Here is a 23964-nt window from a genome sequence, read left to right as displayed (position 1 = left end):
GGCGGCGATTATAGGCACATTCTGCCGGGGCATGCCACGTCTGGCCTGATGTGCGGCCCCGTCAGGCGTGGCTTTCGCGGTACTCGGGGTGTTCGGCCTGCAGCCGGCAAAGGCGCGCCAGCGGGTCTTGCCGGTAGAACTGCGACAACTGGCGGTAGACCTGTGGATAAGCCTGATGCAGCAGGTCGGGGGCACTAAAGAAGTATTCGCTGGTGACGGCAAAGAATTCTGCCGGGTTTTCTGCAGCGTATGGGTCGATGGCGGTTTCGGCGTCAGGGTCGGCATCCAACTGGCGGTTGAGGTCGTCGTAAGCCTGCTGCATGGCTGTTGCCCACTCATCCACCGGCATGCCGCTGTGCAGTGGTGGCAGGCCGTTGGCATCGCCGTTGAGCATGTCGAGCTTGTGCGCCAGCTCATGGATGACCAGGTTGTAGGCCTCCCAGCCACCGCTGCCCAGCACGCCGTTCCAGGCGAGGATGATCGGCCCCTGTTGCCAGGCTTCGCCGCTGTGCTCGCCGTCCCACACATGCTCCACGCCACTGGCATCGCGGTGCCGCTGGGGGCTCTTGAAGTCGTCGGGGTACAGGATGATTTCGTGGAAGCCCTGGTACCAGTTCAGCTCGCCCAGGTGCAGCAGTGGCAACTGTGCCTGGGCGGCCAGCAACAGGCGCTGCTCGTCGTCCAGTTCGACGCCGGGCAGGCAGGTGAGGTGCTTGTCGAGCAGGAACAGGATGCAGGCTTCGCGCAGCCATTGGTCTTCTGCGTCAGTGATGCCGTCCAGCATGGGCAGGCGCTCGCGTACGGCCTGCCATTGCTGTGGCGTGATCGGGTAACGCGCCAGAGTGCGCTTGCGCCGCCAGGCGCTGAATGACCACATGCCGGTTGCTCTTGTGCGGGTTCAGTGAGCCTTGGCCGTGCGGCCCAGACGCCCACGCAGCAGGCCGAGAATCATCGGCACCAGCGACAGGATGATAATGCCCACCACCATCAGCGACAGGTGCTGCTTGATGAACGGCACGTTGCCGAAGAAATAACCCAGGGTGACCAGCCCGCCGACCCACAGCAGCGAGCCGGCGACACTGAAGCCAAGGAAGCGTGGGTAATGCATGTGGGCGATGCCGGCGACGAACGGCGCGAAGGTGCGCAGGATGGGCAGGAAGCGCGCGAGGGTCACGGTCTTGCCGCCATGGCGTTCATAGAACTCGTGGGTGCGTTGCAGGTAATCGCGGCGGAATATCTTGGAGTTGGGGTTGTTGAACAAGCGCTCGCCGGCCGTTCGGCCGATCACGTAATTGGTGCTGTCACCCAGGATCGCGGCAACCATCAGCAGGCCGGCCAGCAGGACAGGGTCCATACCGCCACCCGCAGCCACGGCGCCGGCGATGAACAGCAGCGAATCGCCCGGCAGGAAGGGCATTACCACCAGCCCTGTTTCGCAGAAGATCACGGTGAACAGGATGGCGTAGATCCAGGGACCGTAATTGGTGACCAGCAGATCGAGGTAAGCATCGAGATGCAGGATAAGGTCCAGCGGGTTGAAATCCATGTACAGCACCTGTGTTCTGGGGCGTAGGCTCGGTTACCTGGGGATGGGTAAAATTTCACACATGACAGAAGAGGCATTATACGGCTAAGTCAGGAACATGCCCGGGGAGTTTGTAGCGGGGGGTTACGATAGAGGTAATCCTGTGGCGGCCTCTTCGGGGGCGTGCCCGCGAAAAGGCCGCCACCGGTCAATCCTGGCTGATCGGCAGGATATAGCTCTTGAACTCGGTGTCTTCGCGAAAACCGATGGATTCGTAAGTCTTGTGTGCGACTTCGTTGTCCGCGCTGGTCGACACCCGCATGCGTACGGCGTTGGTGTCCTTGGCCATTTTCTTCGCTTCGCGCATCAGGTGGTCGGCCACCAGCATGCGCCGCGAGTCTTCGGCTACATAGATATCGTTGAGAATCCACACCCGCTTCAATGACAGCGACGAGTAGCTGGGGTACAGCTGGCAGAAGCCCATCAGTTTGCTGTCGTCATCATCCGGTAGCGCCAGGTAGATCACCGATTCATCCCGTTTCAGGCGCTTTTCCAAAAAGCTGCGCGAGCTGTCGGGGTAGGGCAGCTGACCATAGAACTCGCGGTATTTGACGAACAATGGCGTGAGCAGGTCGAGGTGTTCCAGGGTTGCCTTGATGATGCGCATGTGCGGCCCTCAGAGTCCATTTTGGGAAACAGCGGAATGCCAGCAGCTTTCAAGGGCATGCTGCCCAATGCGCGGCACAAGTGCAATCCGCCTTCCGTGACATGTTTTTTACCCTTTGCCGAGCAGGAAGTTACCTTTCTGGCTGGCACTGCCTTCACTCTCCAGGCTATGGACCTCGGCCTCGTCCTTCAAATTCACCCCGGAAAGTTGGCGCCGGCAGGCTTCGCGCATCAAGTACAGCAGGCGGTGAGCCGCCATGCCATAGCTCAGCCCCTCCAGGCGGATGTTGGAAATGCAGTTGCGGTAGGCGTCGGTCAGGCCAACCTTCGGTGCATAGGTGAAATACAAGCCCAGGCTGTCAGGCGAACTCAGCCCCGGGCGTTCGCCGATCAGCATCACTGTCATGCGTGCGCCGAGCAGCTCGCCGACCTCATCGGCCACTGCCACACGGCCTTGCTGCACCAGCACCACCGGGGCGCTGGTCCAGCCGTCGGCGGCGGCCTGCTCCTCGAAGCGGTTCAGAAACGGCAGGGTGTGGCGATGCACGGCCAGCGCCGAGAGGCCGTCGGCGACCACGATGGCCAGGTCGACGCCGCCGGGGTTGGCCTGGGTGTGCTGGCGCAGGGTGGCAATCGAGTCTTCGTTCAGCCGTCGCCCCAAGTCCGGGCGCTGCAGGTACTGGTGGCGGTCGCTGGCGGCGCTGTGCAGCACCAGGCTGTCGCGCCCGCGATCACTCAGCTGGCTGGCCAGGCCGGCGTGGTCGAAGGCCAGGTGTACGGCATCGCGGGCCTGGGCATGGGCGAACTGGAAGTCCAGTTGCGCGCCGGTCGGCAGGCTGGTGCCGGTGCGGCCCAGGGCGATGCGCGCCGGGGTCAGGTTGCGCAGGGCCAGCCAAGGGTTGTCGGGGGTAGGCGTGCGATGGTCCATGGTCGTCCCTATGCAAGCTGTGCCAGGGCCTGGCGAAAGGCCGGTGGCAGGTTGTCACCAAAGCGCACCCGGCCATCGGCCTGGGTGAAGATGCCGGTGCGGGCCAGCCATGCCTCGAATTCCGGCCCAGGCTTCAGGCCGAGGGTCTGGCGCGCGTACAGCGCGTCATGGAACGAGGTGGTCTGGTAGTTGAGCATGATGTCGTCGGAGCCGGGGATGCCCATGATGAAGTTGATCCCGGCCACACCCAGCAAGGTCAGCAGGGTGTCCATGTCATCCTGGTCGGCTTCGGCGTGGTTGGTGTAGCAGATGTCGCAGCCCATCGGCACACCCAGCAGCTTGCCGCAGAAGTGGTCTTCAAGGCCCGCGCGGATGATCTGCTTGCCGTTGTACAGGTACTCCGGGCCAATGAAGCCGACCACGGTGTTGACCAGAAACGGCTTGAAGTGGCGGGCCACGGCATAGGCGCGGGTTTCGCAGGTTTGCTGGTCGACGCCATGGTGGGCGTTGGCCGACAGTGCGCTGCCCTGGCCGGTTTCGAAATACATCAGGTTTTGCCCAAGGGTGCCACGTTTCAACGGCAGGCCGGCTTCGTAGCCTTCCTGCAACACGTTCAGGTTGATACCGAAGCCAGCGTTGGCTGCCTCGGTGCCGGCGATGGACTGGAACACCAGGTCCAGGGGCACGCCACGGTTGATCGCTTCGATCGAGGTGGTGACGTGGGTCAGCACGCAGGACTGAGTAGGGATGTCGTAGCGCTGGATGATGGCATCGAGCATTTCCAGCAGGGCGCAGATCGAGGCGATGCTGTCGGTGGCCGGGTTGATGCCGATCATGGCGTCGCCGTTGCCGTACAGCAGGCCGTCGAGAATGCTGGCGGCAATACCGGCCGGTTCGTCGGTCGGGTGGTTGGGTTGCAACCGCGTCGACAGGCGCCCGCGCAGGCCCATGGTGCCGCGAAAGCGCGTGACCACGCGGATCTTCTGCGCCACCAGCACCAGGTCCTGCACGCGCATGATCTTCGACACCGCTGCCGCCATTTCGGGTGTCAGCCCGGGCGCCAGGGCGCGAAGGCTGTCTTCATTGGCCTCTTCGCTGAGCAGCCAGTCGCGCAGGCCGCCCACGGTCAGGTGGCTGACCGGGGCGAAAGCCTGGGCGTCGTGTGTATCGACGATAAGGCGGGTGACCTCGTCATCCTCGTAAGGGATCAGGGCTTCGTTGAGGAAGTGCGTCAGTGGGATATTGGCCAACGCCATCTGCGCCGCGACACGTTCGCCGTCGTTGCTGGCCGCGACGCCCGCCAGGTAGTCCCCCGAGCGTGCCGGGCTGGCCTTGGCCATTACGTCCTTGAGGCTGTCGAAGCGGTAGACCAGGTGGCCGACCGTGTGTACGAAACTTGCCATACAGAATCTCCAGAGCCGCGGGTTGCCCCGCGGCGGGTGGCGGCGATCAGTGCAGGGCCTCTTCGGCCTTCTGGATCGCGGCGAATTCCTCTTCCGGTGTGCCCGCGACCAGGTGGTGGCGGCTGTAGAAAGCAAAGTAGGCAATTAATACCGCATAGATCACTGCGGCGCCAATCACCACCCGTGGGTCGACCAGGAAGCCGGCGACCACGGCGATGCACGCCAGCACCAAGGCTACGCCCGAGGTGAAGACGCCACCCGGGGTGCGGTATGGGCGTTCCATCTTCGGCCGGCGGATGCGCAAGGTGATGTGCGCGGCCATCATCAGCACGTAAGACAGGGTAGCGCCGAATACGGCAACCAGGATCAGCAGGTCACCCTGGCCGGTCAGCGACAAGGCAAAACCGATGATGCCAGGGATGATCAAAGCCAGCACCGGGGCCTTGCTCTTGTTGGTTTGCGACAATTTGCGGGGCAGGTAGCCCGCGCGGGACAGGGCGAAGATCTGCCGGGAATAGGCGTAGATGATCGAGAAGAAGCTCGCGATCAGCCCGGCCAGGCCCACCAGGTTGACGAAACCGCCCATCCAGGTGTTGCCGCCGTAGGCCTTGGACAATGCCTCGACCAGCGGGTTACCGGACGCTTTCAGGGCTTCGGACCCCGCACCGCCAGGCCCGACCACCAAGATCAGCAGGGCGAAGGCCAGCAGTACCAGCATGGCACCGATCAGGCCGCGTGGCAGGTCGCGCTTGGGGTTCTTGGTTTCTTCGGCGGCCAGTGGCACACCTTCTACGGCAAGGAAGAACCAGATGGCGTAAGGAATCGCCGCCCACACACCGACATAGCCGAACGGCAGGAAGCTGCTGGCGCCTACCGCGTCCGTTTTGGCGATGTCGAACAGGTTGGCTGCATCAAAATGGGGCACCATGCTCACCAGGAACACCGCCAGGGCGATGGCCGCGATAGCGGTGATGATGAACATCAGCTTCAACGCCTCACCCACGCCAAAGATGTGGATGCCGATGAACACGATGTAGAACGCCAGGTAGATCATCCAGCCGCCGATGCCGAACAGTGACTGGCAGTAGGCGCCGATGAACACGGCGATGGCGGCGGGTGCGATGGCGTATTCGATGAGGATCGCCGTCCCGGTCAGGAAGCCGCCCCACGGGCCGAAGGCGCTGCGGGCAAAGCCGTAGCCGCCGCCTGCGGTGGGGATCATCGACGACAGCTCGGCCAACGAGAAACACATGCACAGGTACATGGTGGCCATCAGCAGGGTGGCCAGGAACATGCCACCCCAGCCGCCCTGGGCCAGGCCGAAGTTCCAGCCAGCGTAGTCGCCGGAGATGACATAGGCCACGCCCAGGCCGACCAGCAGTACCCAGCCGGCGGCGCCTTTTTTCAGTTCACGTTGCTGGAAATAGTCCGAACCGACTTTTTCGAAGTCTACGGAAGAGCCTGCCGGCGAGCCGGCGGAATGATCGCTTGGCATAGTTTCACCTGTTGTTTTTCTTGGTGGCCGGAAGGGTTCCGGGCCGATGGTGATGGGTACTGCAGGAAGCGAGCCAGAGCGGTTGGTGCACGGCAACCGCTTTGGCATTGTTAAATGCAGGCCCGGCCTCGTCGCGCGCTTGCCCGCCCTCACAGGGATTGCACAACATTCAAGTCATGTGCAGAGCTTGTGGGAGCGGGCGAGCCCGCGAGGGCCGCGACGCGGATTAGAAGAAGCCCAGCGGATTGATGTCGTAGCTCACCAGCAGGTTCTTGGTCTGCTGATAGTGGTCGAGCATCATCTTGTGCGTCTCACGGCCAACACCGGACTTCTTGTACCCGCCAAACGCGGCATGCGCCGGGTACAGGTGGTAGCAGTTGGTCCATACACGGCCAGCCTTGATGCCACGGCCCATGCGGTAGGCACGGTTGATGTCGCGGGTCCATACGCCGGCGCCCAGGCCGAACTCGGTGTCGTTGGCAATCGCCAGCGCTTCGGCTTCGTCCTTGAAGGTGGTGACGCTGACCACCGGGCCGAAGATTTCTTCCTGGAACACGCGCATCTTGTTGTTGCCCTTGAGCAGGGTCGGTTGGATGTAGTAACCGGTGGCCAGCGAGCCTTCCAGTTTTTCCACCTTGCCGCCGGTCAGCAGCTCGGCGCCTTCCTTCTGGGCGATGTCGAGGTACGACAGAATCTTCTCGAACTGCTGCTGCGAGGCCTGGGCGCCGACCATGGTGTCGGTGTCCAGCGGGTCGCCGCGCTTGATCTGCAGCACCTTCTTCATCACCACTTCCATGAACTGCGGGTAGATCGACTCCTGTACCAGTGCCCGCGATGGGCAGGTGCACACTTCGCCCTGGTTGAAGAATGCCAGCACCATGCCTTCGGCCGCCTTCTCGATGAAGCTTGGCTCGGCTTGCATGATGTCTTCGAAGTACACGTTCGGCGATTTGCCGCCCAGTTCGACAGTTGACGGGATGATGTTCTCGGCGGCGCATTTCATGATGTGCGAGCCAACCGGGGTCGAGCCGGTGAAGGCGATCTTGGCGATGCGCTTGCTGGTGGCCAGGGCTTCACCGGCTTCGCGGCCATAGCCTTGCACCACGTTCAGCACGCCAGGTGGCAGCAGGTCGCCGATCACTTCCAGCAGCACGGTGATGCCCAGGGGCGTTTGCTCGGCAGGCTTGAGCACCACGCAGTTACCCGCGGCCAGCGCGGGCGCCAGCTTCCAGGCCGCCATCAGGATCGGGAAGTTCCACGGGATGATCTGCCCGACCACGCCCAGCGGCTCATGGATGTGATAGGCCACGGTGCCTTCGTTGATCTCGGCCGCGCCGCCTTCCTGGGCGCGGATGCAGCCAGCGAAGTAGCGGAAGTGGTCGACCGCCAGCGGGATGTCGGCGTTTAGGGTTTCGCGGATTGGCTTGCCGTTGTCCCAGGTTTCGGTAATGGCCAGCAGCTCGAGGTTCTGCTCGATACGGTCGGCAATCTTCAGCAGAACGTTGGAGCGGTCCTGCACCGACGTGCGGCCCCAGGCGTCGGCCGCAGCATGGGCGGCATCCAGGGCCTTGTCGATGTCTTCGGCAGTGGAGCGAGGGAATTCAGCGATCAGCTTGCCATTCACCGGGGAGGTATTTTCGAAGTACTGCCCCTTTACCGGAGGAACGAACTCACCACCGATGTAGTTGCCGTAGCGGCTCTTGAAGGAAACCTTCGCGCCTTCGGTACCGGGATGTGCGTAACGCATGGTGTGTCTCCTGGCTATTGTGTTTGTTAGGGAGTTGAAAAGCGTAGAGCAAAGGTTGGGCCAGCGTTGGCTGTGCCAGGCAAATCAATGACTTGGGTCAGTATCACGGCGCTGATCAACAGTCGCTGTGCCGGCGCCGGTACGCGCTGGGTGACATTTTGTGCCATTTGCGACACGTCACAGGCGCGTGCATTGCAAAGCCTTTCCGGGTGGAGGATGCTGGGCTGACGCTCTATCTGCGGAGAACTACAACAATGCAGAGCAACCCTTTCAGTCGCCATGCCCAGCAGGTCCATAGCGTTGCCCATGGTCGGGCTGGGGAGGGCGGCAGTGACCCGTCCATCGCCCGCTCCTGGCTGCGCTGCCTGGAGGACTACCACCTCGACCCTACGGTGATCGAAGCGCCGGTGGTGCTTGAGCATGGGCGCCTGCTGGAAAGCCGCGAGCGCCTGCGCCAGGTGTTGCAAATTGCCGACCATGAAATGAACAGCCTGCACCAGCAGCTTTCCGGCGCGGGCCACGCAGTGCTGCTGACCGACGCCCGCGGGGTGATCCTCAACTGTGTCAGCGCCCCCACCGAGCGGCGTAGCTTCGAGCGTGCCGGGCTGTGGCTGGGCGCCGACTGGAGCGAGGCGCGCGAGGGCACCAATGGCATCGGCACCTGCCTGGTCGAGCGCCAAGCGCTGACTATCCACCAGAACGAGCACTTCCGTGGCCGCCACACCGGCCTGACCTGCTCGGCCAGCCCAGTGTTCGACCCGCATGGCGAGTTGCTGGCGGTACTCGACGTGTCCTCGGCGCGTCCTGACGTATCACGGCAAAGCCAGTTCCACACCATGGCGTTGGTCAACCTGTCGGCGAAGATGATCGAAAGCTGTTACTTCCTTCGCCATTTCGAGCAGCAATGGCTGCTGCGTTTTCACCTGCAGGCCGAGTCGGTCGGTTTGTTCAGCGAAGGCTTGCTGGCGTTCGACGGCGATGGGCGCATTTGCGCTGCCAACCAGAGCGCGCTTAACCTGCTGGGCACTGTGCGGGGCGGTGTGCTGGGCAAACCATTGGAGCGATTTTTTGCCTGTAGCCATGACGAATTGTTCAGCCGCGCCACGCCCGGCGGCAGCACCGCCTGGCCGCTGCGTACCCTGGACGGCCGCCAGGTGTTCGCCAGCCTGCGAGGGCAGGCCCGGGCGCCGGTATGGTCGGTGCCAGCCGCCCAGCCGCGGCCCGCGTGCGAAGTGGAGCCGCTGGTCTGCCTGCTCGACCCGGCGTTGCAAAACGACTTCCGGCGCAGCGTGCGGGTGTTCGAGCGCGATGTGCCCTTGCTGCTGCGCGGCGAGACCGGTTGTGGCAAGGAGGCCTTCGCCCAGGCTGTGCATCAGGCCAGTGAGCGACGCGGCAAGCCGTTCGTTGCCATCAACTGTGCGTCGATCCCAGAAAGCCTGATCGAGAGTGAGCTGTTCGGGTACCGTGGCGGCAGTTTTACCGGCGCGCGCAAGGAAGGCATGCGCGGCAAGCTGCTGCAGGCTGACGGCGGCACCTTGCTGCTGGACGAGATCGGCGACATGCCGCTGGCCCTGCAAACCCGCCTGCTGCGGGTACTGGAGGAGCGCCAGGTGGTGCCGATCGGGGGCGAGCCGCAGGCGGTGGACGTGCGCATTGTCAGCGCCACCCACCGTGACTTGCTGGAGCGGGTAGAGCAGGGCAGTTTCCGCGAAGACCTTTATTACCGCCTCAATGGCCTGGAAGTGGCGTTGCCAGCGGTGCGTGAGCGCAGTGACAAGGCGCAGTTGCTGGACTTCCTGCTGCGCCAGGAGGCGCAGGGGCAGTTGATCGACATCGAGCCCAGGGCGCGGCAGGCACTGCTCGAATTCACCTGGCCGGGGAACGTGCGGCAAATGCGCAATGTGCTGCGTACCTTGGTGGCGCTTTGCGAAGATTCCCGAATCGCATTGGCGGATCTCCCAACCATCGTCCGCAACAACGCCAATCCTGTGGGAGCGGGCTTGCCCGCGAAGGCTGCCTCACAGCCGTATGAGGGCGAGGGTTTTGCCCTCGTTCGCGGGCAAGCCCGCTCCCACACAACCTGCGTTGATTCCGCAGTTGACGGTGAATCCGTGGGTAACCAGGTTTTGCAGGATGCGGAACGGCAAGTTTTGCTGGCCATGCTGGAGGCAAAACACTGGCACTTGACCCGCGTCGCCGAGCACTTGGGCATCAGCCGCAATACCTTGTATCGAAAACTGCGCAAACACGGCATCACCAGGGCCGACTGAGCGAAACAGCGGGTGCGATTTGTCGCGCCCTGGGCTACCCTGCCTCGATGTTTTGCGAGGTCGACCATGCATATTCACATTCTCGGTATTTGCGGCACTTTCATGGGCTCGCTGGCGGTGCTGGCCAAGGAACTTGGCCACCGCGTCACCGGCTCGGACGCCAACGTCTATCCCCCGATGAGCACCCAGCTCGAGGCCCAGGGCATCGAACTGACCCAAGGTTATGACCCGGCTCAGCTGGACCCGGCGCCAGACCTGGTGGTCATCGGCAACGCCATGTCGCGCGGCAACCCGGCGGTTGAATACGTGCTGAACAAGGGCCTGCCCTATGTCTCCGGCCCGCAGTGGCTGGCCGACCACGTGCTGCAAGGCCGTTGGGTGCTGGCCGTTGCCGGTACCCACGGCAAGACCACCACCAGCAGCATGCTGGCCTGGGTGCTGGAGCACGCCGGCATGAGCCCAGGCTTCCTGATTGGCGGTGTGCCGCAGAACTTCTCGGTGTCGGCGCGTTTGGGCGACACGCCGTTCTTCGTGGTCGAAGCCGACGAATACGACAGCGCGTTCTTCGACAAGCGCTCGAAGTTCGTTCACTACCACCCACGTACTGCGATCCTCAACAACCTTGAGTTCGATCACGCGGACATCTTCCCGGACCTGGCCTCGATCGAGCGACAGTTCCATCACTTGGTGCGTACCATCCCCAGCGAGGGCCTGGTCATCCATCCGACCACCGAGCAAGCGCTGGAGCGAGTGATCGGCATGGGCTGCTGGACCCCGGTGCAAACCACCGGTGAAGGAGGCCAGTGGCAAGCTCGCCTGCTCAGCCCTGATGGCTCGCGCTTCGAAGTGTTGTTCGAAGGCGAGGCGCAGGGCGTGGTGGACTGGGCACTGACCGGCCAGCACAACGTCGCCAACGCCTTGGCCACCCTGGCTGCGGCCCGCCATGTTGGCGTGGTGCCGGCCATGGGGATCGCTGGCCTGAGTGCCTTCAAGAGCGTCAAGCGGCGCATGGAGAAGGTGGCCGAAGTGCAGGGCGTGACCATCTACGATGACTTCGCCCACCACCCGACCGCCATTGCCACCACCCTCGACGGCCTGCGCAAGCGTGTTGGCGAGGCACCGGTGATCGCGGTGATCGAGCCACGCTCCAACTCAATGAAGCTTGGTGCTCACCGTGACGGCCTGCCAGAAAGCGTCAACGATGCGGACCAGGTGATCTGGTATGCACCGGCCAACCTCGGCTGGGACCTGGCCGCCACCGCCGCCCAATGCAAGGTGCCGAGCGTGGTGGCCGACAGCCTCGAAGCGATCATCGAACGGGTCAAAGGCCAGGCTCGCCCAGGCACCCATGTGGTGATCATGAGCAACGGCGGTTTCGGTGGCCTGCACGGCAAGTTGGCCGAGGCGCTGAAGTGAACGGGCCGCAACGCATCACCCTGGCCATGACGGGCGCCTCTGGCGCCCAATATGGCCTGCGCTTGCTCGATTGCCTGGTGCGTGAGGACCGCGAGGTGCATTTCCTCATCTCAAAGGCCGCGCAGTTGGTAATGGCCACCGAGACGGATGTGTTGCTGCCGGCCAAGCCCCAGGCAATGCAGGCCTTTCTGACGGAGTACACCGGCGCCGCCGATGGGCAGATCCGTGTGTACGGCAAGGAGGACTGGATGTCGCCCGTGGCCTCGGGCTCTGGCGCCCCAGCAGCGATGGTGGTGGTGCCGTGTTCTACCGGCACGTTGTCGGCGATTGCCACCGGTGCGTGCAACAACCTGATCGAGCGGGCTGCCGACGTTACCCTCAAGGAGCGTCGCCAGCTGATCCTGGTACCACGCGAAGCACCGTTCTCCACCATCCACCTGGAAAACATGCTCAAGCTGTCGCAAATGGGCGCGGTGATCCTGCCGGCGGCGCCGGGCTTCTATCACCAGCCACAGACCATCGACGACCTGGTCGACTTTGTCGTGGCGCGCATTCTCAACCTGCTGAACATCCCCCAGGACATGCTGCCGCGTTGGGGCGAGCATCATTTTGGGGTGGATGATTGAAGCGAGCGCTGGCCAGTTTGCTGGCGCTGGGGCTGTTGAGTGGTTGTGCCACGGTGCGCACGCTGGATGCCGCCAAGCCTGGGGCACCGGTGGTATATGCCGGCACCCGGCTGGATTTGTATGTGATCAACGGCGGGTGCTGCCCGCGTGATCATTATGGGGCTGATGCGCCGGCCTATCCGGGGTTGGACCTGCCGGGGAGCATGCTGCTCGATACCCTGTTGTTGCCGTTATCCTTACTGACAGCGGCAGGTGTAGGCTTCCAGGCCACAGGCGGCCTTTAAGGGCCCTTTCGCGGGGTTGCCCGCGAAGAGGCCCTGGCAGGTAACCCCCTATTTTTTGCCCAGCTTGCGCAATTCATCGGACTCCACAATCCGTATCCCGTCTTCTTCCTCAAGCGCCAGTCGCCACAACGCCCGCGCCAGGGTACACGCCTCGATCCCCCGGTACTTGCCAGGAATCAACCTGGAAAGTGGCGCAACCAGCTGCTCAGTGAGCCGTGGCTCTATCCGCTCGCCCAGCAGGAAGGAGGGCCGCACGATGGTCAGCTGTGGCCAGTCCTGAGCCTTGAGCGCTTCTTCCATCTCGCCCTTGACCCGGTTATAGAAAATTGACGACTTGGGGTCGGCGCCTACTGCACTGACCACCAGCAGATGCCGTGCGCCCATTTCCCTTGCGCGTTTGCTGAACGCCACCACCATGTCCAGGTCCACCGCGCGGAAGGCCGACTCGGAGCCGGCCTGTTTCAACGTGGTGCCCAGGCAGCAATAGGCAATATCGACGCGCCCGGCCAGCTGCGGGAGGAACACCGCCGGGTCGCCCACCGGGTTTTCCAGGTGTGGGTGCTCGGCCAGTGGCCGGCGGGTGGGCGCCAATACGCGGGTAATGGTGGGCTCGTTGAGCAGGCGGTCCAGCAGGTGTTCACCCGTCAGGCCCGTGGCACCGGCAAGCAGGACATGCTGAGGCGTCAAATACATGATGTCTCTCCCTTGTTACACACAAGCTTAGTGGCTGCGGGGCGTTTTTGCCTGTTCCCCCACGGCGGCCTGTGCGGCATTACGCAAAGCTTCTTCGGCCTGTTGGCGGCGCAGGTGCTGCCAGTGTTCAAGCACGGCTGGCGGCGCCCATAGCTGCGGTTCAGAGGCTTCGAAGCCTTCCCTTTGTTCTCGTTCGGCAACGCTGGCGCGCGCCAGTTCAAACGCCTGTTTCAGGTCGTCGGTCTGGTTCAGCGCTTCGGCGAACAAGGCATCGCCAAAGTAGGTGAAGTCGGCCTCTTCCGAGCAGCCGAAGGAGACGCGGTCGGCCCGGGCGGCGGTCATGATCAGCGTGCGCTCATCTTTGAGAGGGGCGATATAGCCCCCTGAATAGCAGGCGGATATGACGATTACCTTGTCGCGGTCCTTCAACGGCGCCAGGGCGGTGGCCAGCTCGTCGGCGGACAGGTCGGCCAGCTGCAGGCGCGGCTGGTCGAGCACCAACTGGTGGTCCTGGCTGCCATGGCTGGTGAGGTAGATGAACACCAGGTCTTCGGGGCCGCTGCGTTCGGCCAGCGTGCTGGCGGCACGGGTGAGGTTCTCGCGGGTGGCCATGGGGCGGGTGGCCATATGGTCGCGGTGGTTGACCAGGGTCACCTGGCCACGGGCGCCAAAGCGCACCTTGAGCATGTTGCTGACATAATCGGCTTCACGCAGGAACACGCTCTGCTGGCCATCGCCGGCCACCACCAGGCTGTACAGCTGGATCGGGGGCGCCGAGCGCGGCACCCTGGCCAGCGCTTCTTCCAGCAGCCGGCCCTGGTTGAGCAGTGCCAGGTCCAGTGGGTCGGGCAGCAGCTTGCCCTTCTGGTCACGCACGCGCACGCCATTTGCCCATACGCCGCTTTCAACCTTGCCGCTGGGCAGGATCAATCGGCCATGGCCATGGTAGGCATCATTGAGGAAGCCGCCGATGTACTGGCTGCCGTCGGCCAGTTGCAGGCTGCCTTGGCCCGATAGGCGCCAATCGGCGAACTCGCCTTTGTAGTGGCTGCCATCGCTGCCCAGCAGTTCGCCTTCACCCACCAGCGAGCCATCCTTGAATTCACCGATCCATACATCGCCATCGGCATTTTCGTAGCGGCCACGGCCCTCCAGGCGGTTGTCCTTGAACTCACCGATGTACTGCTCGCCGTCAACGCTGTCGTAGGTGCCGCTGCCTTGTAACTGGCCGTTGATGAAGTGGCCGCTGAACTGGTTGCCGCTGGCGTCGCTACGCACGCCGGCACCGTTGGGCTTGCCTTTGGCGAACAACCCCTGGTAGCGGCTGCCGTCGGCCAGTTCCAGCTCGCCCGCGCCGTCGTAGAGGTCGTCCTTGAACTGGCCGCGGTAGGTCTGGTCGGCCTGCTTGAGGGTGCCTTCGCCGTCGCGACGGCCATGCTTGAACGTGCCGCCATAGTGGCTGCCCGGGGTGGTCAAATCGCCCAGGCCCTGGAACAGCCCCTCGGCGAACTGGCCACGGTACACCTCGCCGTTCTGGCCATGCCATTCGCCCTGGCCGTGCCACTGGCCATCCTTGAAGCTGCCGGCGTACCAGCTGCCGTTGGGGTAGTCGATCCGGCCCTCACCCTGCAGCAGGCCATCGACCACCTGCCCCCGGTAACGCCCGCCGTCAGGCAGGCGCGCGTCTGGCGGAAGCAGCGATTCGCCATCGCCACAGGCGGCGAGCAGCAGGACCAGGGTAATGGGGAGCAGTGGACGCATGGCGAGGACCGGGCAATAGGTCTGCCGAGTATGACGCAGAATGGGATCCTGAGACAGGGAGCGCAAGGCTTGTACGGCCCCTAAAGCTCACGCGGTACCTGTGGGAGCGGCTTTGGCCGCGAACACCGGCGAAGCCGGTGTCATGCACCGCGTCGCATTCTTCGCGGGTAAACCCGCTCCCACAGGGATTGGTGCCATATGCAAGTGTTTGCCCCAACCAATGGCTTCAGCGCACGCCCGGTGAAACGATGATCTTCACGTTCTCTTCCTTGTTGTTCACCAGTTCCTCGAAGCCCAGCTCGACAATCTGCTCCAGCCCGATCCGCCCGGTCACCAAGGGGCGAATATCCAGTCGTCCATCAGCGATAAAGGCAATCACATCGGCAAATTCACCGTTGTACGCCAACGCCCCCAGCACCTGCTTCTCGGTGGACACCAGTTCGAAAAAGTTGAACTCGCTAGGCTCTTCGAAAATGCCCACCAGCACACACTTGCCCGCCTTGCGGATGGTGTCGATGGCCAACTTGGCCGTGTGCTTGTTGCCGATGCACTCAAAGCTCACATCCGCCCCCAACCCGGCAGTGAGTGCGCGGATTTGCGCCAGGGCATCGCACTGGCTGGGGTCCAGCACCACGCTGGCACCGACTTCCTTGGCTTTGGCCTTGCGCGCCGAGGACATCTCAAGGGCAATGACCTGCGCTGCTCCCGCAGCCTTGGCGCACATGATGGTACACAGGCCAATGGTACCAGCACCCACCACCACCACGGTTTGGCCGAGCAGGCTGCCCGCCTTTTTCACTGCATGCATGCCCACTGCCAGCGGCTCGATCAGTGCCCCGGCTTCAGCAGGGAAGCCCTGCGGCAGCCGGTAGAGCAGGTTGGCAGGCACGTTGACCAACTCGGCGAAGGCGCCGTTGTTCATCAGGCCGGTGAAGGCCAGGCGCTCGCAGATGTTGTACAGGCCGTGGGTGCAGTAGTAGCAGGTGCCGCAATGCTGGCAGGCGTCTGCGGCCACCGGGTCGCCGACCGCAAAGCCTTCCACGCCTTCACCCAGCTTGGCGATCTGGCCGCAGAATTCGTGGCCGAGGATGCACTGGCCCTGAATGCCAGTCAGTGGGTGCGGGGCCTCCACCGGGATGAATACCGGGCCGGCGACGTATTCGTGCAGGTCGGAGCCGCAGATGCCGCACCAGTCCACCTTGATCTGTACCCAGCCCGGCGCAGGGTCGGCTGGCAGGGGTACCTGTTCGACGCGAATATCGTTGCGGCCATGCCAGACGGCGGCGCGCATATGGGTGTGGCTCAGGTCGTTCATTGTTGTTCTCCAGGCTCACGGAAAGGGCTTAGTGCTTGCGCAGGAACGCGAGCAGTTGCTGGTTGACCTGTTCAGCCGCTTCCATCTGCACCATATGCCCAGCCTCCGGCAGCACCAGTACTTCTGCCTCCAGGCCTTCGGCATGGCTGGCCGGGATGATCGCGTCCTTGCCGCCCCACACCACCAGTGCCGGGTGCTGTCCCAACACCCCGCGCAGGTCGTGGCGCTGCCGGTCGCCGTCGGCGAGGGCCGATGCCAGCTGGCGCAAGGCATCATCAACACCTTCCAGGCGCTTGAACTTGAGCATGTCCTCAAGCATTTGCCGGGTGACCAGCGCCGGGTCGGCAAACAGCTGCACCATCTGTGGTTTAAGCGCATTGCGGTTGGCGGCGCTGACAAAACCTTGCAGGTACTGCCCGTTGATTGCGTCACCCAGCCCGGCACTGGCCACCAGGCTCAGGCTGGCCACCCGCTGCGGCGCCAGGCGCGCCACGTTGAGGCTTACCGCACCGCCCATGGAATGGCCCGCCAGGTGGGCCTTGGCGATGTCCAGGTGGTCGAGCAAGGCCAGCACGGTTTCGCTCAGCTCGTCCAGGTCACCCCGTTGCAGGGCCTTGGCCGACTCGCCGTGCCCCGGCAGGTCCAGGGCGATTACGCGGCGTTCGGCGGCCAGCGCCGGGTGGTTGAACAGCCAGTTGTTGAGGTCGCCGCCAAAACCGTGCACCAGCACCAGCGGCGTGCCGCCTTCGCCCAGCTCGAACCAGCGCAGCAGGCGGCCACCGACTTCCGCCTTCTGCGGGGCCGGCCCTTGTGCCTGATCGGCGCCCCCTTCGGCGACGAACTCGGCCTGGAAGCGTTGCACCAGCGCATCGATTTCTGCTTCTTCGGCTTCGCCTTCCACCACCACTGCCAGTAGCGCGCCGACCGGCAGGGTTTCATCCGGCCTGGCCACCTGGCGGCGCAGTACACCACTGAACGGGGCTTCGACGCTGCTGCTGATCTTGTCGGTCTCGACGTCCAGCACCTCGTCGCCCTTGTTGATTTCGTCACCTTCCTGCTTGAGCCAGGCGTCCACCCGGCCCTCGGTCATCGACAAGCCCCACTTGGGCATGGTCAGGGTATGGATCTGGCTCATGCGGCACTCCTTGCAGCTTCGATCACCTTGCGCACGGCAGTTTCGATCTTCGCCGCGTCAGGGATGTACAGGTCTTCCAGTGCGTCGGAGAACGGCACCGGGGTGTGCGGCGCGGTGACCATTTCGATCGGGCCCTTGAGTGCGCCGAAGGCCTTCTGCGCCACCAGCGCGCTGATGTCGGTGGCCATCGAACAGCGCGGGTTGGCTTCATCGATCACCACCAGCCGGCCGGTCTTCTCCACGCTTTCCAGAATGCTGTCTTCGTCCAGCGGGCTGGTGGTGCGCAAGTCCAGCACCTCGCAGTCGATGCCCTGGCGGGCCAGATTGTTGGCCGCTTCAAGTGCCACGTGGACCATGCGTCCATAGGTCACCAGGGTCACGTCGTCGCCATCGCGCAGGAAGTTGGCTTCGCCGAACGGCACGGTGTACACCTCTTCTGGCACTTCGCCTTGCATGCTGTACAGCAGCTTGTGTTCGCAGAAAATTACCGGGTCGTTGTCACGGATCGCCTGGATCAACAGGCCCTTGGCATCGTAGGGCGAGGACGGACACACCACCTTCAGGCCGGGGATGTGCGTCCATAGCGAGGTGAGCATCTGCGAATGCTGGGCTGCCGCGCGCAGGCCGGCGCCGTACATCGTGCGCATCACCAGCGGGGTGACCGCCTTGCCGCCGAACATGTAGCGGAACTTGGCGGCCTGGTTGAGGATCTGGTCCAGGCAGCAGCCGGCGAAGTCGACGAACATCAGTTCGCACACCGGGCGCAGGCCCTGGGTGGCGGCACCGACCGCGGCGCCGACATAGCCGATTTCCGACAGCGGCGCGTCGAGCACGCGGCCGGGGAATTGGTGGTACAGGCCTTTGGTCACCCCCAGCACGCCACCCCAGGCGTCATCCTCGCCGGGTGCACCGGCACCACCGGCGACGTCTTCGCCGATGATGAACACGGTATTGTCACGGCGCATTTCCTGGGCCAGGGCTTCGTTGATGGCCTGCTGGTAGCTGATCTTTCTTGCCATGGTGGTTCTCCTGTTGTTCTTGTAATCCGCGGCTCAGGGGTAGGCGACGTAGACGTCGGTGAGCAGGTCGGCGGGCTGTGGCTTGGGATCGGATTTGGCGCGGCGCACGGCGTCTTCGATCAGGTCCTCGATGCGCGCGTCGATGGCGTCCAGTTGCTCGGCAGTGAGCAGGCCGGCGCGGGTGGTCTTGTTACGGAACTGCATCAGGCAGTCGCGGGATTCGCGCAGGTTTTTCACTTCATCGGGGGCGCGGTAGGTTTGCGCATCGCCCTCGAAGTGGCCGTAGTAGCGGCTGAGCTTGACCTCGATCAGCGACGGGCCTTGCCCGGAACGTGCGCGCTCGATGGCCGCGCCTGCGGCCTCGTACACGGCAAAGAAGTCGAAGCCGTCGATGGTGACGCCTGGCATTCCAAAGCCAGCAGCGCGGTCGGCGATGTGGTCGCAGGCGACCGACCAGTTGGAGGCGGTGGCCTCGGCGTAGCCGTTGTTTTCGGCCACGAAGATGCACGGCAAGTTCATGATCGACGCCATGTTCATGGCTTCGAACACGGCTCCCTCGTTGGAGGCGCCATCGCCGAAGAACGCCACCGACACGTCGTCACGACCCTTGAGTTTGGCCGCCAGCGCGGCCCCGGCCACCAGCGGAGCGCCAGCACCGACGATGCCGTTGGCACCGAGCATTCCCTTTTCCAGGTCGGCAATGTGCATCGAGCCGCCCTTGCCGCCGCATACCCCGGTTTTCTTGCCGTAGATCTCGGCCATCATGCCGTACACGTCCACGCCCTTGGCGATACAGTGGCCATGGCCGCGGTGGGTCGAGGCGATGCAGTCGCTGTCGCGCAGGTGGGCCATGACCCCGGCGGCGGAGGCTTCTTCGCCGGCATACAGGTGGACGAAGCCGGGGATCTCGCCCGTGGCGAATTCCACGTGCAGGCGTTCTTCGAAGGCGCGGATGGTGCGCATCACTTCATAGGCATGCAGCAGTTGTTCGGTACTGAGTTGATTGGACATCTTGTTGTTCTCCAGGGTTGTCTCAACACGGGTTTGCAGGGTGCAGCCGGTGGCCGCGCGGGACGGCCAGCAGGTGATGGCGAGCGGCATGCGCCAGTACGGCCTCGACGTCCACGCTGAGCGGGCCTTGGTGGTCGAGGGTGATGGTGGGCGTGTCGTGTTCGGCAAATTCGATTTCACGTTCGCCATCCAGGGCCAGGGTGCCGCTGGCCAGGCTCAGGCGATGGGCGACGCCGGGCGTCAGTGGGCCGCTGGCGGTAATGCCGCAGGCTTGCAGCAGGCCGGGGGCCAGGGGGGCGAGCAGCGCTTGCTCGGCAGCGGGGTTCAGGCGTACCCAGGCGCCGTGCGGGTCCTGGCGCGATACTGGGCACCACAGGCCGCACAAGGCCGACAGGCCGATGGCATGGGGCTCGGCGAAGCAGGCGAAGACCTCGCAGAGGTCCTCGCTGCGGCTGAGCGCGCGGGCACCGATGAAGCGTTGCGGTGACACGGCCACTTCGACCAAGGCCCATTCCGCCAGCTGTTGCTCTGGCACGTTCACCAGCAGGCGCTTGTTGCGGCGCAAGCCGATGCTGGCCGGCACCCGGCCACTGGCGAGCAGGCCGCCGGCCAGGCCCGCGCTGGTGGCTTCGCGCAGTTCGGGGAAGGCGTTGTTGGTACCGGTGGACAGGGTCACCAGTGGTACGTCACCGGCTTGGGCGGCGACCGCCTTGTGGGTGCCGTCGCCACCCAGCACAGCGATCATCGACACGCCACGCTCGACCATGCGCCGGGTAGCCAGGTGGGTATCGGCCACGGTCTGGGTCAGTGGCAGGTCGAGGATCTCGATGGCCGGCCAGTGCTGATCGTGGGCCCCTGGGCCCTGGCTGGCCTTGAGTACAGCGGCGGCGATGCCGGTCATGTCGCTGGGCAGCAGCACCTGGCCGATGCCGGTGGCGCCGAAGGCTGCGAGCAGGCGTTGAATCGCCGAGGCTTTGTCGGTGCTCGAATAGAGCCCGGCATTGGCGGTCAGGCGGCGTAGGTCGCGGCCAGAGGCAGGGTTGGCAATGATCCCGACAATCGGGGCGGGCAGCGGCATGGCGCACCTCGTATTTTTGTTTGCAAGGGCTTGAGCAAGCGCGGTGCCAGCTTTCTTCGCCTTGGCTGAAGTGGCCGCGCTAGAGGGCTTTGGTCGAGTTATGGCAGGCCTGCACGGCGGCGCCGACGAGACGCCGGGTGCCAGCGCGGGGCTGGCCATGCCGAGACGCTGAGACGCTGCGTCTCAAGCTCGGCAGTAATCACACAGTGCTTGTCGGGGCATGCACAGAGGCGCTTAATGGCCGGACAACGATAAAAACAGCAACGAGAACCGGAGGGCCTGAATGCTTGCCGCGAACTCCCGAGCCCACGTCGACTGCGTCAGCAGGGTGCTGAAGAATGCCGATCGCCTGCCACAGGCGCCGGTTCCTGCGCTGATCCTCGACTCATGGCGCCGCTCCATGGAGCTGTACCGCCTCGACCCTGGGTCCCAGCAGGGGCCGCGTATCCTTTCCCAAAGCCTGCTCAACGAATGCCGCGAACGCGCCGAGCTGTTCCTGCGTATCGCCAGCGATGCCGTGGCACGCCTGCATGAGCGGGTGCGCGGCGCAGACTACTGCGTGCTGCTGACCGACGCCCAGGGGCGCACCATCGATTATCGGGTCGAGTCAGCCATCCGCAACGACTGCCGCAAAGCCGGGCTGTACTTGGGTACCTGCTGGTCAGAGGGCGAGGAGGGCACCTGTGGCGTGGCGGCGGTGCTGACCAGCAAGGCCCCGGTCACGGTGCACAAGCGCGATCACTTTCGCGCCGCCTTCATCGGCCTTACCTGCACTGCCGCACCGGTATTCGACCCGTTGGGCGAGCTTTTGGGTGTGGTGGATGTATCAGCCTTGCAGTCGCCAGACGATCGGCGCAGCCAGCACCTGATCCGGCAACTGGTCGAGCAGACGGCCCGCGAGATCGAAAACGCCTTCTTCATGCACAGTGCCCAGGGCCATTGGGTGATGCGTGCCCATGGCACGCCAGGTTATGTGGAAAGCCAGCCCGATTACCTGCTGGCCTGGGATGCCGATGGCCGCTTGCAGGCCATCAACAGCCTGGCGCGGCAACGCTTGGTGGAGCGCTTGGGGCGTTTGCCCGAGCATATTGGCGAACTGTTCGACCTAGACCAGTTGCGCCGGGTGAGCGCGACTTCGGCCCAGCGCCTGCCCGGCTTGGGTGGTTTGTATGGCCGGGTCAGCGCGCCGCAACGACGCGAGCGCGCGCAGCCGTTGCATCAGGCCCAGGACGCGCGGATCGAGCAGCACCTGCGGTTGGCCACGCGGGTCAAGGACTGCAACCTGGCGGTGCTGGTGCTAGGCGAAACCGGTGCTGGCAAAGAGGTCTTTGCCCGCCAGTTGCACCAGCAAAGCCTGCGCCGCGACGGCCCGTTCGTCACACTGAACTGCGCGGCCATCCCGGAAAGCCTGATCGAGAGCGAGTTGTTCGGCTATGTCGCAGGAGCCTTTACCGGGGCTTCCAGCAAAGGCATGCAGGGGCTGTTGCAGCAGGCCGATGGCGGTACGCTGTTCCTGGACGAAATCGGCGATATGCCGTTGCACCTGCAAACCCGCTTGTTGCGGGTGCTGGCCGAGGGCGAAGTGGCGCCGCTGGGTGCTGCACGGCGCGAGCGGGTGGACATTCAGGTGATCTGTGCCACTCACCGCGACCTGGCAACCATGGTGGCGGACGGGCGTTTTCGTGAGGATCTGTATTTCCGCCTGGCCAATGCCCGGTTCGAGCTGCCGCCGCTGCGTGAGCGCGAGGACCGCTTGGGGTTGATTCACCAGTTGCTGGCCGAAGAAGCCCAGGCCTGTGGAGTGGAGGTGGTACTGGCCGATGCTGCGCTGCAGGCGTTGCTGGTTTATCGCTGGCCGGGCAATTTGCGCCAGCTGCGGCAGGTGTTGCGCTATGCCTGTGCGGTGAGCGAGGGCGGGCAGTTGCACTTGCAGGACCTGCCGCATGAGGTTCGCGGTGACGCGGTTGTTTCGGCTGAAAGCGGCGTATCGTGCCCGGCCCGGCAGTTGCTGCTGGATGCATTGATCCGTCATCGCTGGAAGCCAGCGGATGCGGCGCGGGCTTTGGGGATCTCGCGGGCGACCCTGTATCGACGGGTGCATGAGCATCGTATCGAGATGCCGCGGATGAAGGGGTAGGGCCATTGGGGCCGCATAGCGGCCCCAGATTGTTGCAGGCATAAAAAACCCCGGAACAGGTCCGGGGTTCTGGTACATCACACTACTCGATCAATGCTCGTTGGCCAGCTTGTGTTCGAGGTAGTGAATGTTGACGCCGCCTTTGCAGAAACCTTCATCACGCACCAGGTCGCGGTGCAGCGGGATGTTGGTCTTGATGCCGTCGACGACGATCTCGTCCAGGGCATTGCGCATGCGCGCCATGGCTTCGTCGCGGTCCTTGCCGTAGGTGATCAGCTTGCCGATCAGCGAGTCGTAGTTCGGCGGAACCGAATAACCGCTGTACAGGTGCGAATCGACACGCACGCCATTGCCGCCTGGTGCGTGGAAGTGCTTCACCTTGCCTGGGCTTGGGATGAACTTCTTCGGGTCTTCTGCGTTGATCCGGCACTCCAGCGAGTGGCCACGGATCACCACGTCTTCCTGGCGGAACGACAGCTTGTTGCCAGCGGCGATGCTCAGCATCTCCTTGACGATGTCGATACCGGTAACCATCTCCGACACCGGGTGCTCAACCTGCACGCGGGTGTTCATCTCGATGAAGTAGAAGCGGCCGTTTTCGTACAGGAACTCGAAAGTACCGGCACCACGGTAGCTGATCTCGATGCACGCATCGACGCAGCGCTTGAACACTTCCTGACGGGCCTTTTCGTCGATGCCCGGGGCTGGTGCTTCTTCCAGTACCTTCTGGTGACGGCGCTGCAACGAGCAGTCGCGGTCGCCCAGGTGGATGGCGTTGCCCTGGCCGTCGGACAGCACCTGCACTTCCACGTGACGTGGGTTGGTCAGGAACTTCTCCAGGTAGACCATCGGGTTGCCGAAGGCAGCACCGGCTTCGGTACGGGTGAGCTTGGCCGAGGAAATCAGGTCCTCTTCCTTGTGCACCACGCGCATGCCGCGACCACCACCACCACCGGCGGCTTTGATGATCACCGGGTAGCCGACGTCACGGGCAATCGCCAGGGCGACTTCTTCGTCTTCCGGCAGCGGGCCATCGGAGCCTGGTACGGTCGGTACGCCCGACTTGATCATCGCGTCCTTGGCCGAAACCTTGTCACCCATCAGGCGAATGGTGTCGGCTTTCGGGCCGATGAAGGCGAAGCCGGATTTTTCTACCTGTTCGGCGAAGTCGGCGTTTTCTGCCAGGAAGCCGTAGCCCGGGTGAATCGCGGTGGCGCCGGTGACTTCGGCGGCAGCGATGATTGCCGGGATATGCAGGTAGGAATCCTTGGACGATGCAGGACCGATGCAGACCGACTCGTCTGCCAGGCCCAGGTGCATCAGCTCACGGTCGGCGGTGGAGTGCACAGCGACGGTTTTGATGCCCAGCTCTTTGCAGGCACGCAGGATCCGCAGGGCAATTTCCCCACGGTTGGCGATCAGGACTTTTTCGAGCTTCCCAGACATCGTTGGCTC

At 63.9% G+C, this 23964-nt stretch carries 21 protein-coding genes; 6 read left to right on the top strand and 15 right to left on the bottom strand.

What is annotated here, in order from left to right; all coding sequences use genetic code 11:
* Positions 1–61: 61 nt before the first annotated feature.
* The 7 genes from Q9451_RS27920 to Q9451_RS27890 all read right to left on the bottom strand — a co-directional run bounded on the left by Q9451_RS27920 (position 62) and on the right by Q9451_RS27890 (position 7764).
* Entirely contained in the window at positions 62–877 is an 816-nt protein-coding gene (locus tag Q9451_RS27920) for a zinc-dependent peptidase (protein ID WP_012270306.1), read from the bottom strand.
* Between the two features lie 21 nt (positions 878–898).
* A complete protein-coding gene (locus Q9451_RS27915; protein ID WP_012270307.1) occupies positions 899–1546 on the bottom strand; it encodes a DedA family protein in 648 nt (215 codons plus the stop codon).
* A gap of 187 nt (positions 1547–1733) precedes the next feature.
* Positions 1734–2192, bottom strand: a complete 459-nt coding sequence (locus Q9451_RS27910; RefSeq protein WP_012270308.1) for a GNAT family N-acetyltransferase — start codon at positions 2190–2192, stop codon at positions 1734–1736.
* A 108-nt stretch (positions 2193–2300) separates the two neighbouring features.
* The gene (gene eutC, locus Q9451_RS27905; protein WP_012270309.1) at positions 2301–3119 is read right to left on the bottom strand and encodes an ethanolamine ammonia-lyase subunit EutC; all 819 of its coding nucleotides are present in this window, start codon (positions 3117–3119) and stop codon (positions 2301–2303) included.
* Between the two features lie 8 nt (positions 3120–3127).
* Positions 3128–4522 (bottom strand): ethanolamine ammonia-lyase subunit EutB, encoded by a 1395-nt coding sequence (locus tag Q9451_RS27900; RefSeq protein ID WP_345960817.1) that lies wholly within the window; start codon positions 4520–4522, stop codon positions 3128–3130.
* Between the two features lie 46 nt (positions 4523–4568).
* Positions 4569–6017, bottom strand: coding sequence for an ethanolamine permease (gene eat, locus Q9451_RS27895; RefSeq protein ID WP_012270311.1), 1449 nt, complete (start codon positions 6015–6017; stop codon positions 4569–4571).
* 226 nt (positions 6018–6243) lie between these two features.
* Positions 6244–7764, bottom strand: coding sequence for an aldehyde dehydrogenase family protein (locus tag Q9451_RS27890; RefSeq protein ID WP_012270312.1), 1521 nt, complete (start codon positions 7762–7764; stop codon positions 6244–6246).
* Positions 7765–8018: 254 nt separating this feature from the next.
* Here Q9451_RS27890 and Q9451_RS27885 point away from each other — a divergent pair, with 254 nt between their 5' ends.
* The 4 genes from Q9451_RS27885 to Q9451_RS27870 all read left to right on the top strand — a co-directional run bounded on the left by Q9451_RS27885 (position 8019) and on the right by Q9451_RS27870 (position 12360).
* A complete protein-coding gene (locus Q9451_RS27885; protein ID WP_012270313.1) occupies positions 8019–10034 on the top strand; it encodes a sigma-54-dependent Fis family transcriptional regulator in 2016 nt (671 codons plus the stop codon).
* A 66-nt stretch (positions 10035–10100) separates the two neighbouring features.
* Entirely contained in the window at positions 10101–11450 is a 1350-nt protein-coding gene (mpl, locus tag Q9451_RS27880; protein ID WP_012270314.1) for a UDP-N-acetylmuramate:L-alanyl-gamma-D-glutamyl-meso-diaminopimelate ligase, read from the top strand.
* A complete protein-coding gene (ubiX, locus tag Q9451_RS27875) occupies positions 11447–12076 on the top strand; it encodes a flavin prenyltransferase UbiX (protein ID WP_012270315.1) in 630 nt (209 codons plus the stop codon). Before mpl ends, ubiX begins: the two co-directional genes overlap by 4 nt.
* Positions 12073–12360 carry a YceK/YidQ family lipoprotein gene (locus Q9451_RS27870; protein ID WP_012270316.1) on the top strand — a complete coding sequence of 96 codons (288 nt, stop codon included), beginning with the start codon at positions 12073–12075 and terminating at the stop codon, positions 12358–12360. The genes ubiX and Q9451_RS27870 overlap by 4 nt, the downstream gene beginning before the upstream one ends.
* A gap of 48 nt (positions 12361–12408) precedes the next feature.
* Here Q9451_RS27870 and Q9451_RS27865 read toward each other — a convergent pair whose 3' ends face one another.
* From Q9451_RS27865 to Q9451_RS27835, 7 genes are all read right to left on the bottom strand, one after another.
* Positions 12409–13053 (bottom strand): oxidoreductase, encoded by a 645-nt coding sequence (locus tag Q9451_RS27865; RefSeq protein ID WP_012270317.1) that lies wholly within the window; start codon positions 13051–13053, stop codon positions 12409–12411.
* A 27-nt stretch (positions 13054–13080) separates the two neighbouring features.
* The gene (locus Q9451_RS27860) at positions 13081–14814 is read right to left on the bottom strand and encodes a C13 family peptidase (protein WP_012270318.1); all 1734 of its coding nucleotides are present in this window, start codon (positions 14812–14814) and stop codon (positions 13081–13083) included.
* Between the two features lie 226 nt (positions 14815–15040).
* A complete protein-coding gene (locus Q9451_RS27855) occupies positions 15041–16105 on the bottom strand; it encodes a 2,3-butanediol dehydrogenase (RefSeq protein WP_223296409.1) in 1065 nt (354 codons plus the stop codon).
* A 52-nt stretch (positions 16106–16157) separates the two neighbouring features.
* Positions 16158–17264 carry an acetoin dehydrogenase dihydrolipoyllysine-residue acetyltransferase subunit gene (locus Q9451_RS27850; RefSeq protein ID WP_012270320.1) on the bottom strand — a complete coding sequence of 369 codons (1107 nt, stop codon included), beginning with the start codon at positions 17262–17264 and terminating at the stop codon, positions 16158–16160.
* Complete coding sequence (locus Q9451_RS27845; protein ID WP_012270321.1) at positions 17261–18283, bottom strand: alpha-ketoacid dehydrogenase subunit beta; 1023 nt, start codon at positions 18281–18283, stop codon at positions 17261–17263. Before Q9451_RS27845 ends, Q9451_RS27850 begins: the two co-directional genes overlap by 4 nt.
* 33 nt (positions 18284–18316) lie before the next feature.
* The gene (locus tag Q9451_RS27840) at positions 18317–19294 is read right to left on the bottom strand and encodes a thiamine pyrophosphate-dependent dehydrogenase E1 component subunit alpha (RefSeq protein ID WP_012270322.1); all 978 of its coding nucleotides are present in this window, start codon (positions 19292–19294) and stop codon (positions 18317–18319) included.
* 22 nt (positions 19295–19316) lie between these two features.
* Positions 19317–20372: an NAD(+)/NADH kinase gene (locus Q9451_RS27835; RefSeq protein ID WP_012270323.1), complete on the bottom strand. Its 1056-nt coding sequence runs from the start codon at positions 20370–20372 to the stop codon at positions 19317–19319.
* Between the two features lie 43 nt (positions 20373–20415).
* Here Q9451_RS27835 and Q9451_RS27830 point away from each other — a divergent pair, with 43 nt between their 5' ends.
* The gene (locus Q9451_RS27830; RefSeq protein WP_218187659.1) at positions 20416–20544 is read left to right on the top strand and encodes a DUF2264 domain-containing protein; all 129 of its coding nucleotides are present in this window, start codon (positions 20416–20418) and stop codon (positions 20542–20544) included.
* Between the two features lie 111 nt (positions 20545–20655).
* Entirely contained in the window at positions 20656–22509 is a 1854-nt protein-coding gene (locus Q9451_RS27825; protein ID WP_012270324.1) for a sigma-54-dependent Fis family transcriptional regulator, read from the top strand.
* Positions 22510–22599: 90 nt separating this feature from the next.
* Here Q9451_RS27825 and accC read toward each other — a convergent pair whose 3' ends face one another.
* The gene (accC, locus tag Q9451_RS27820) at positions 22600–23955 is read right to left on the bottom strand and encodes an acetyl-CoA carboxylase biotin carboxylase subunit (protein WP_345960816.1); all 1356 of its coding nucleotides are present in this window, start codon (positions 23953–23955) and stop codon (positions 22600–22602) included.
* Between the last annotated feature and the right edge of the window lie 9 nt (positions 23956–23964).

It is taken from the genome of Pseudomonas sp. NY8896, from assembly GCF_039634505.1.
This window is presented reverse-complemented; position numbering and strand designations above follow the sequence as displayed.

What these genes read in the sequence shown, in the direction of transcription:
- Q9451_RS27920 (WP_012270306.1), bottom strand. Translation starts at nt 877, where the DNA reads ATGTGGTCATTCAGCGCCTGGCGGCGCAAGCGCACTCTGGCGCGTTAC.
- Q9451_RS27915 (WP_012270307.1), bottom strand. Translation starts at nt 1,546, where the DNA reads ATGGATTTCAACCCGCTGGACCTTATCCTGCATCTCGATGCTTACCTC.
- Q9451_RS27910 (WP_012270308.1), bottom strand. Translation starts at nt 2,192, where the DNA reads ATGCGCATCATCAAGGCAACCCTGGAACACCTCGACCTGCTCACGCCA.
- eutC (WP_012270309.1), bottom strand. Translation starts at nt 3,119, where the DNA reads ATGGACCATCGCACGCCTACCCCCGACAACCCTTGGCTGGCCCTGCGC.
- Q9451_RS27900 (WP_345960817.1), bottom strand. Translation starts at nt 4,522, where the DNA reads ATGGCAAGTTTCGTACACACGGTCGGCCACCTGGTCTACCGCTTCGAC.
- eat (WP_012270311.1), bottom strand. Translation starts at nt 6,017, where the DNA reads ATGCCAAGCGATCATTCCGCCGGCTCGCCGGCAGGCTCTTCCGTAGAC.
- Q9451_RS27890 (WP_012270312.1), bottom strand. Translation starts at nt 7,764, where the DNA reads ATGCGTTACGCACATCCCGGTACCGAAGGCGCGAAGGTTTCCTTCAAG.
- Q9451_RS27885 (WP_012270313.1), top strand. Translation starts at nt 8,019, where the DNA reads ATGCAGAGCAACCCTTTCAGTCGCCATGCCCAGCAGGTCCATAGCGTT.
- mpl (WP_012270314.1), top strand. Translation starts at nt 10,101, where the DNA reads ATGCATATTCACATTCTCGGTATTTGCGGCACTTTCATGGGCTCGCTG.
- Q9451_RS27865 (WP_012270317.1), bottom strand. Translation starts at nt 13,053, where the DNA reads ATGTATTTGACGCCTCAGCATGTCCTGCTTGCCGGTGCCACGGGCCTG.
- Q9451_RS27860 (WP_012270318.1), bottom strand. Translation starts at nt 14,814, where the DNA reads ATGCGTCCACTGCTCCCCATTACCCTGGTCCTGCTGCTCGCCGCCTGT.
- Q9451_RS27855 (WP_223296409.1), bottom strand. Translation starts at nt 16,105, where the DNA reads ATGCGCGCCGCCGTCTGGCATGGCCGCAACGATATTCGCGTCGAACAG.
- Q9451_RS27850 (WP_012270320.1), bottom strand. Translation starts at nt 17,264, where the DNA reads ATGAGCCAGATCCATACCCTGACCATGCCCAAGTGGGGCTTGTCGATG.
- Q9451_RS27845 (WP_012270321.1), bottom strand. Translation starts at nt 18,283, where the DNA reads ATGGCAAGAAAGATCAGCTACCAGCAGGCCATCAACGAAGCCCTGGCC.
- Q9451_RS27840 (WP_012270322.1), bottom strand. Translation starts at nt 19,294, where the DNA reads ATGTCCAATCAACTCAGTACCGAACAACTGCTGCATGCCTATGAAGTG.
- Q9451_RS27835 (WP_012270323.1), bottom strand. Translation starts at nt 20,372, where the DNA reads ATGCCGCTGCCCGCCCCGATTGTCGGGATCATTGCCAACCCTGCCTCT.
- Q9451_RS27825 (WP_012270324.1), top strand. Translation starts at nt 20,656, where the DNA reads ATGCTTGCCGCGAACTCCCGAGCCCACGTCGACTGCGTCAGCAGGGTG.
- accC (WP_345960816.1), bottom strand. Translation starts at nt 23,955, where the DNA reads ATGTCTGGGAAGCTCGAAAAAGTCCTGATCGCCAACCGTGGGGAAATT.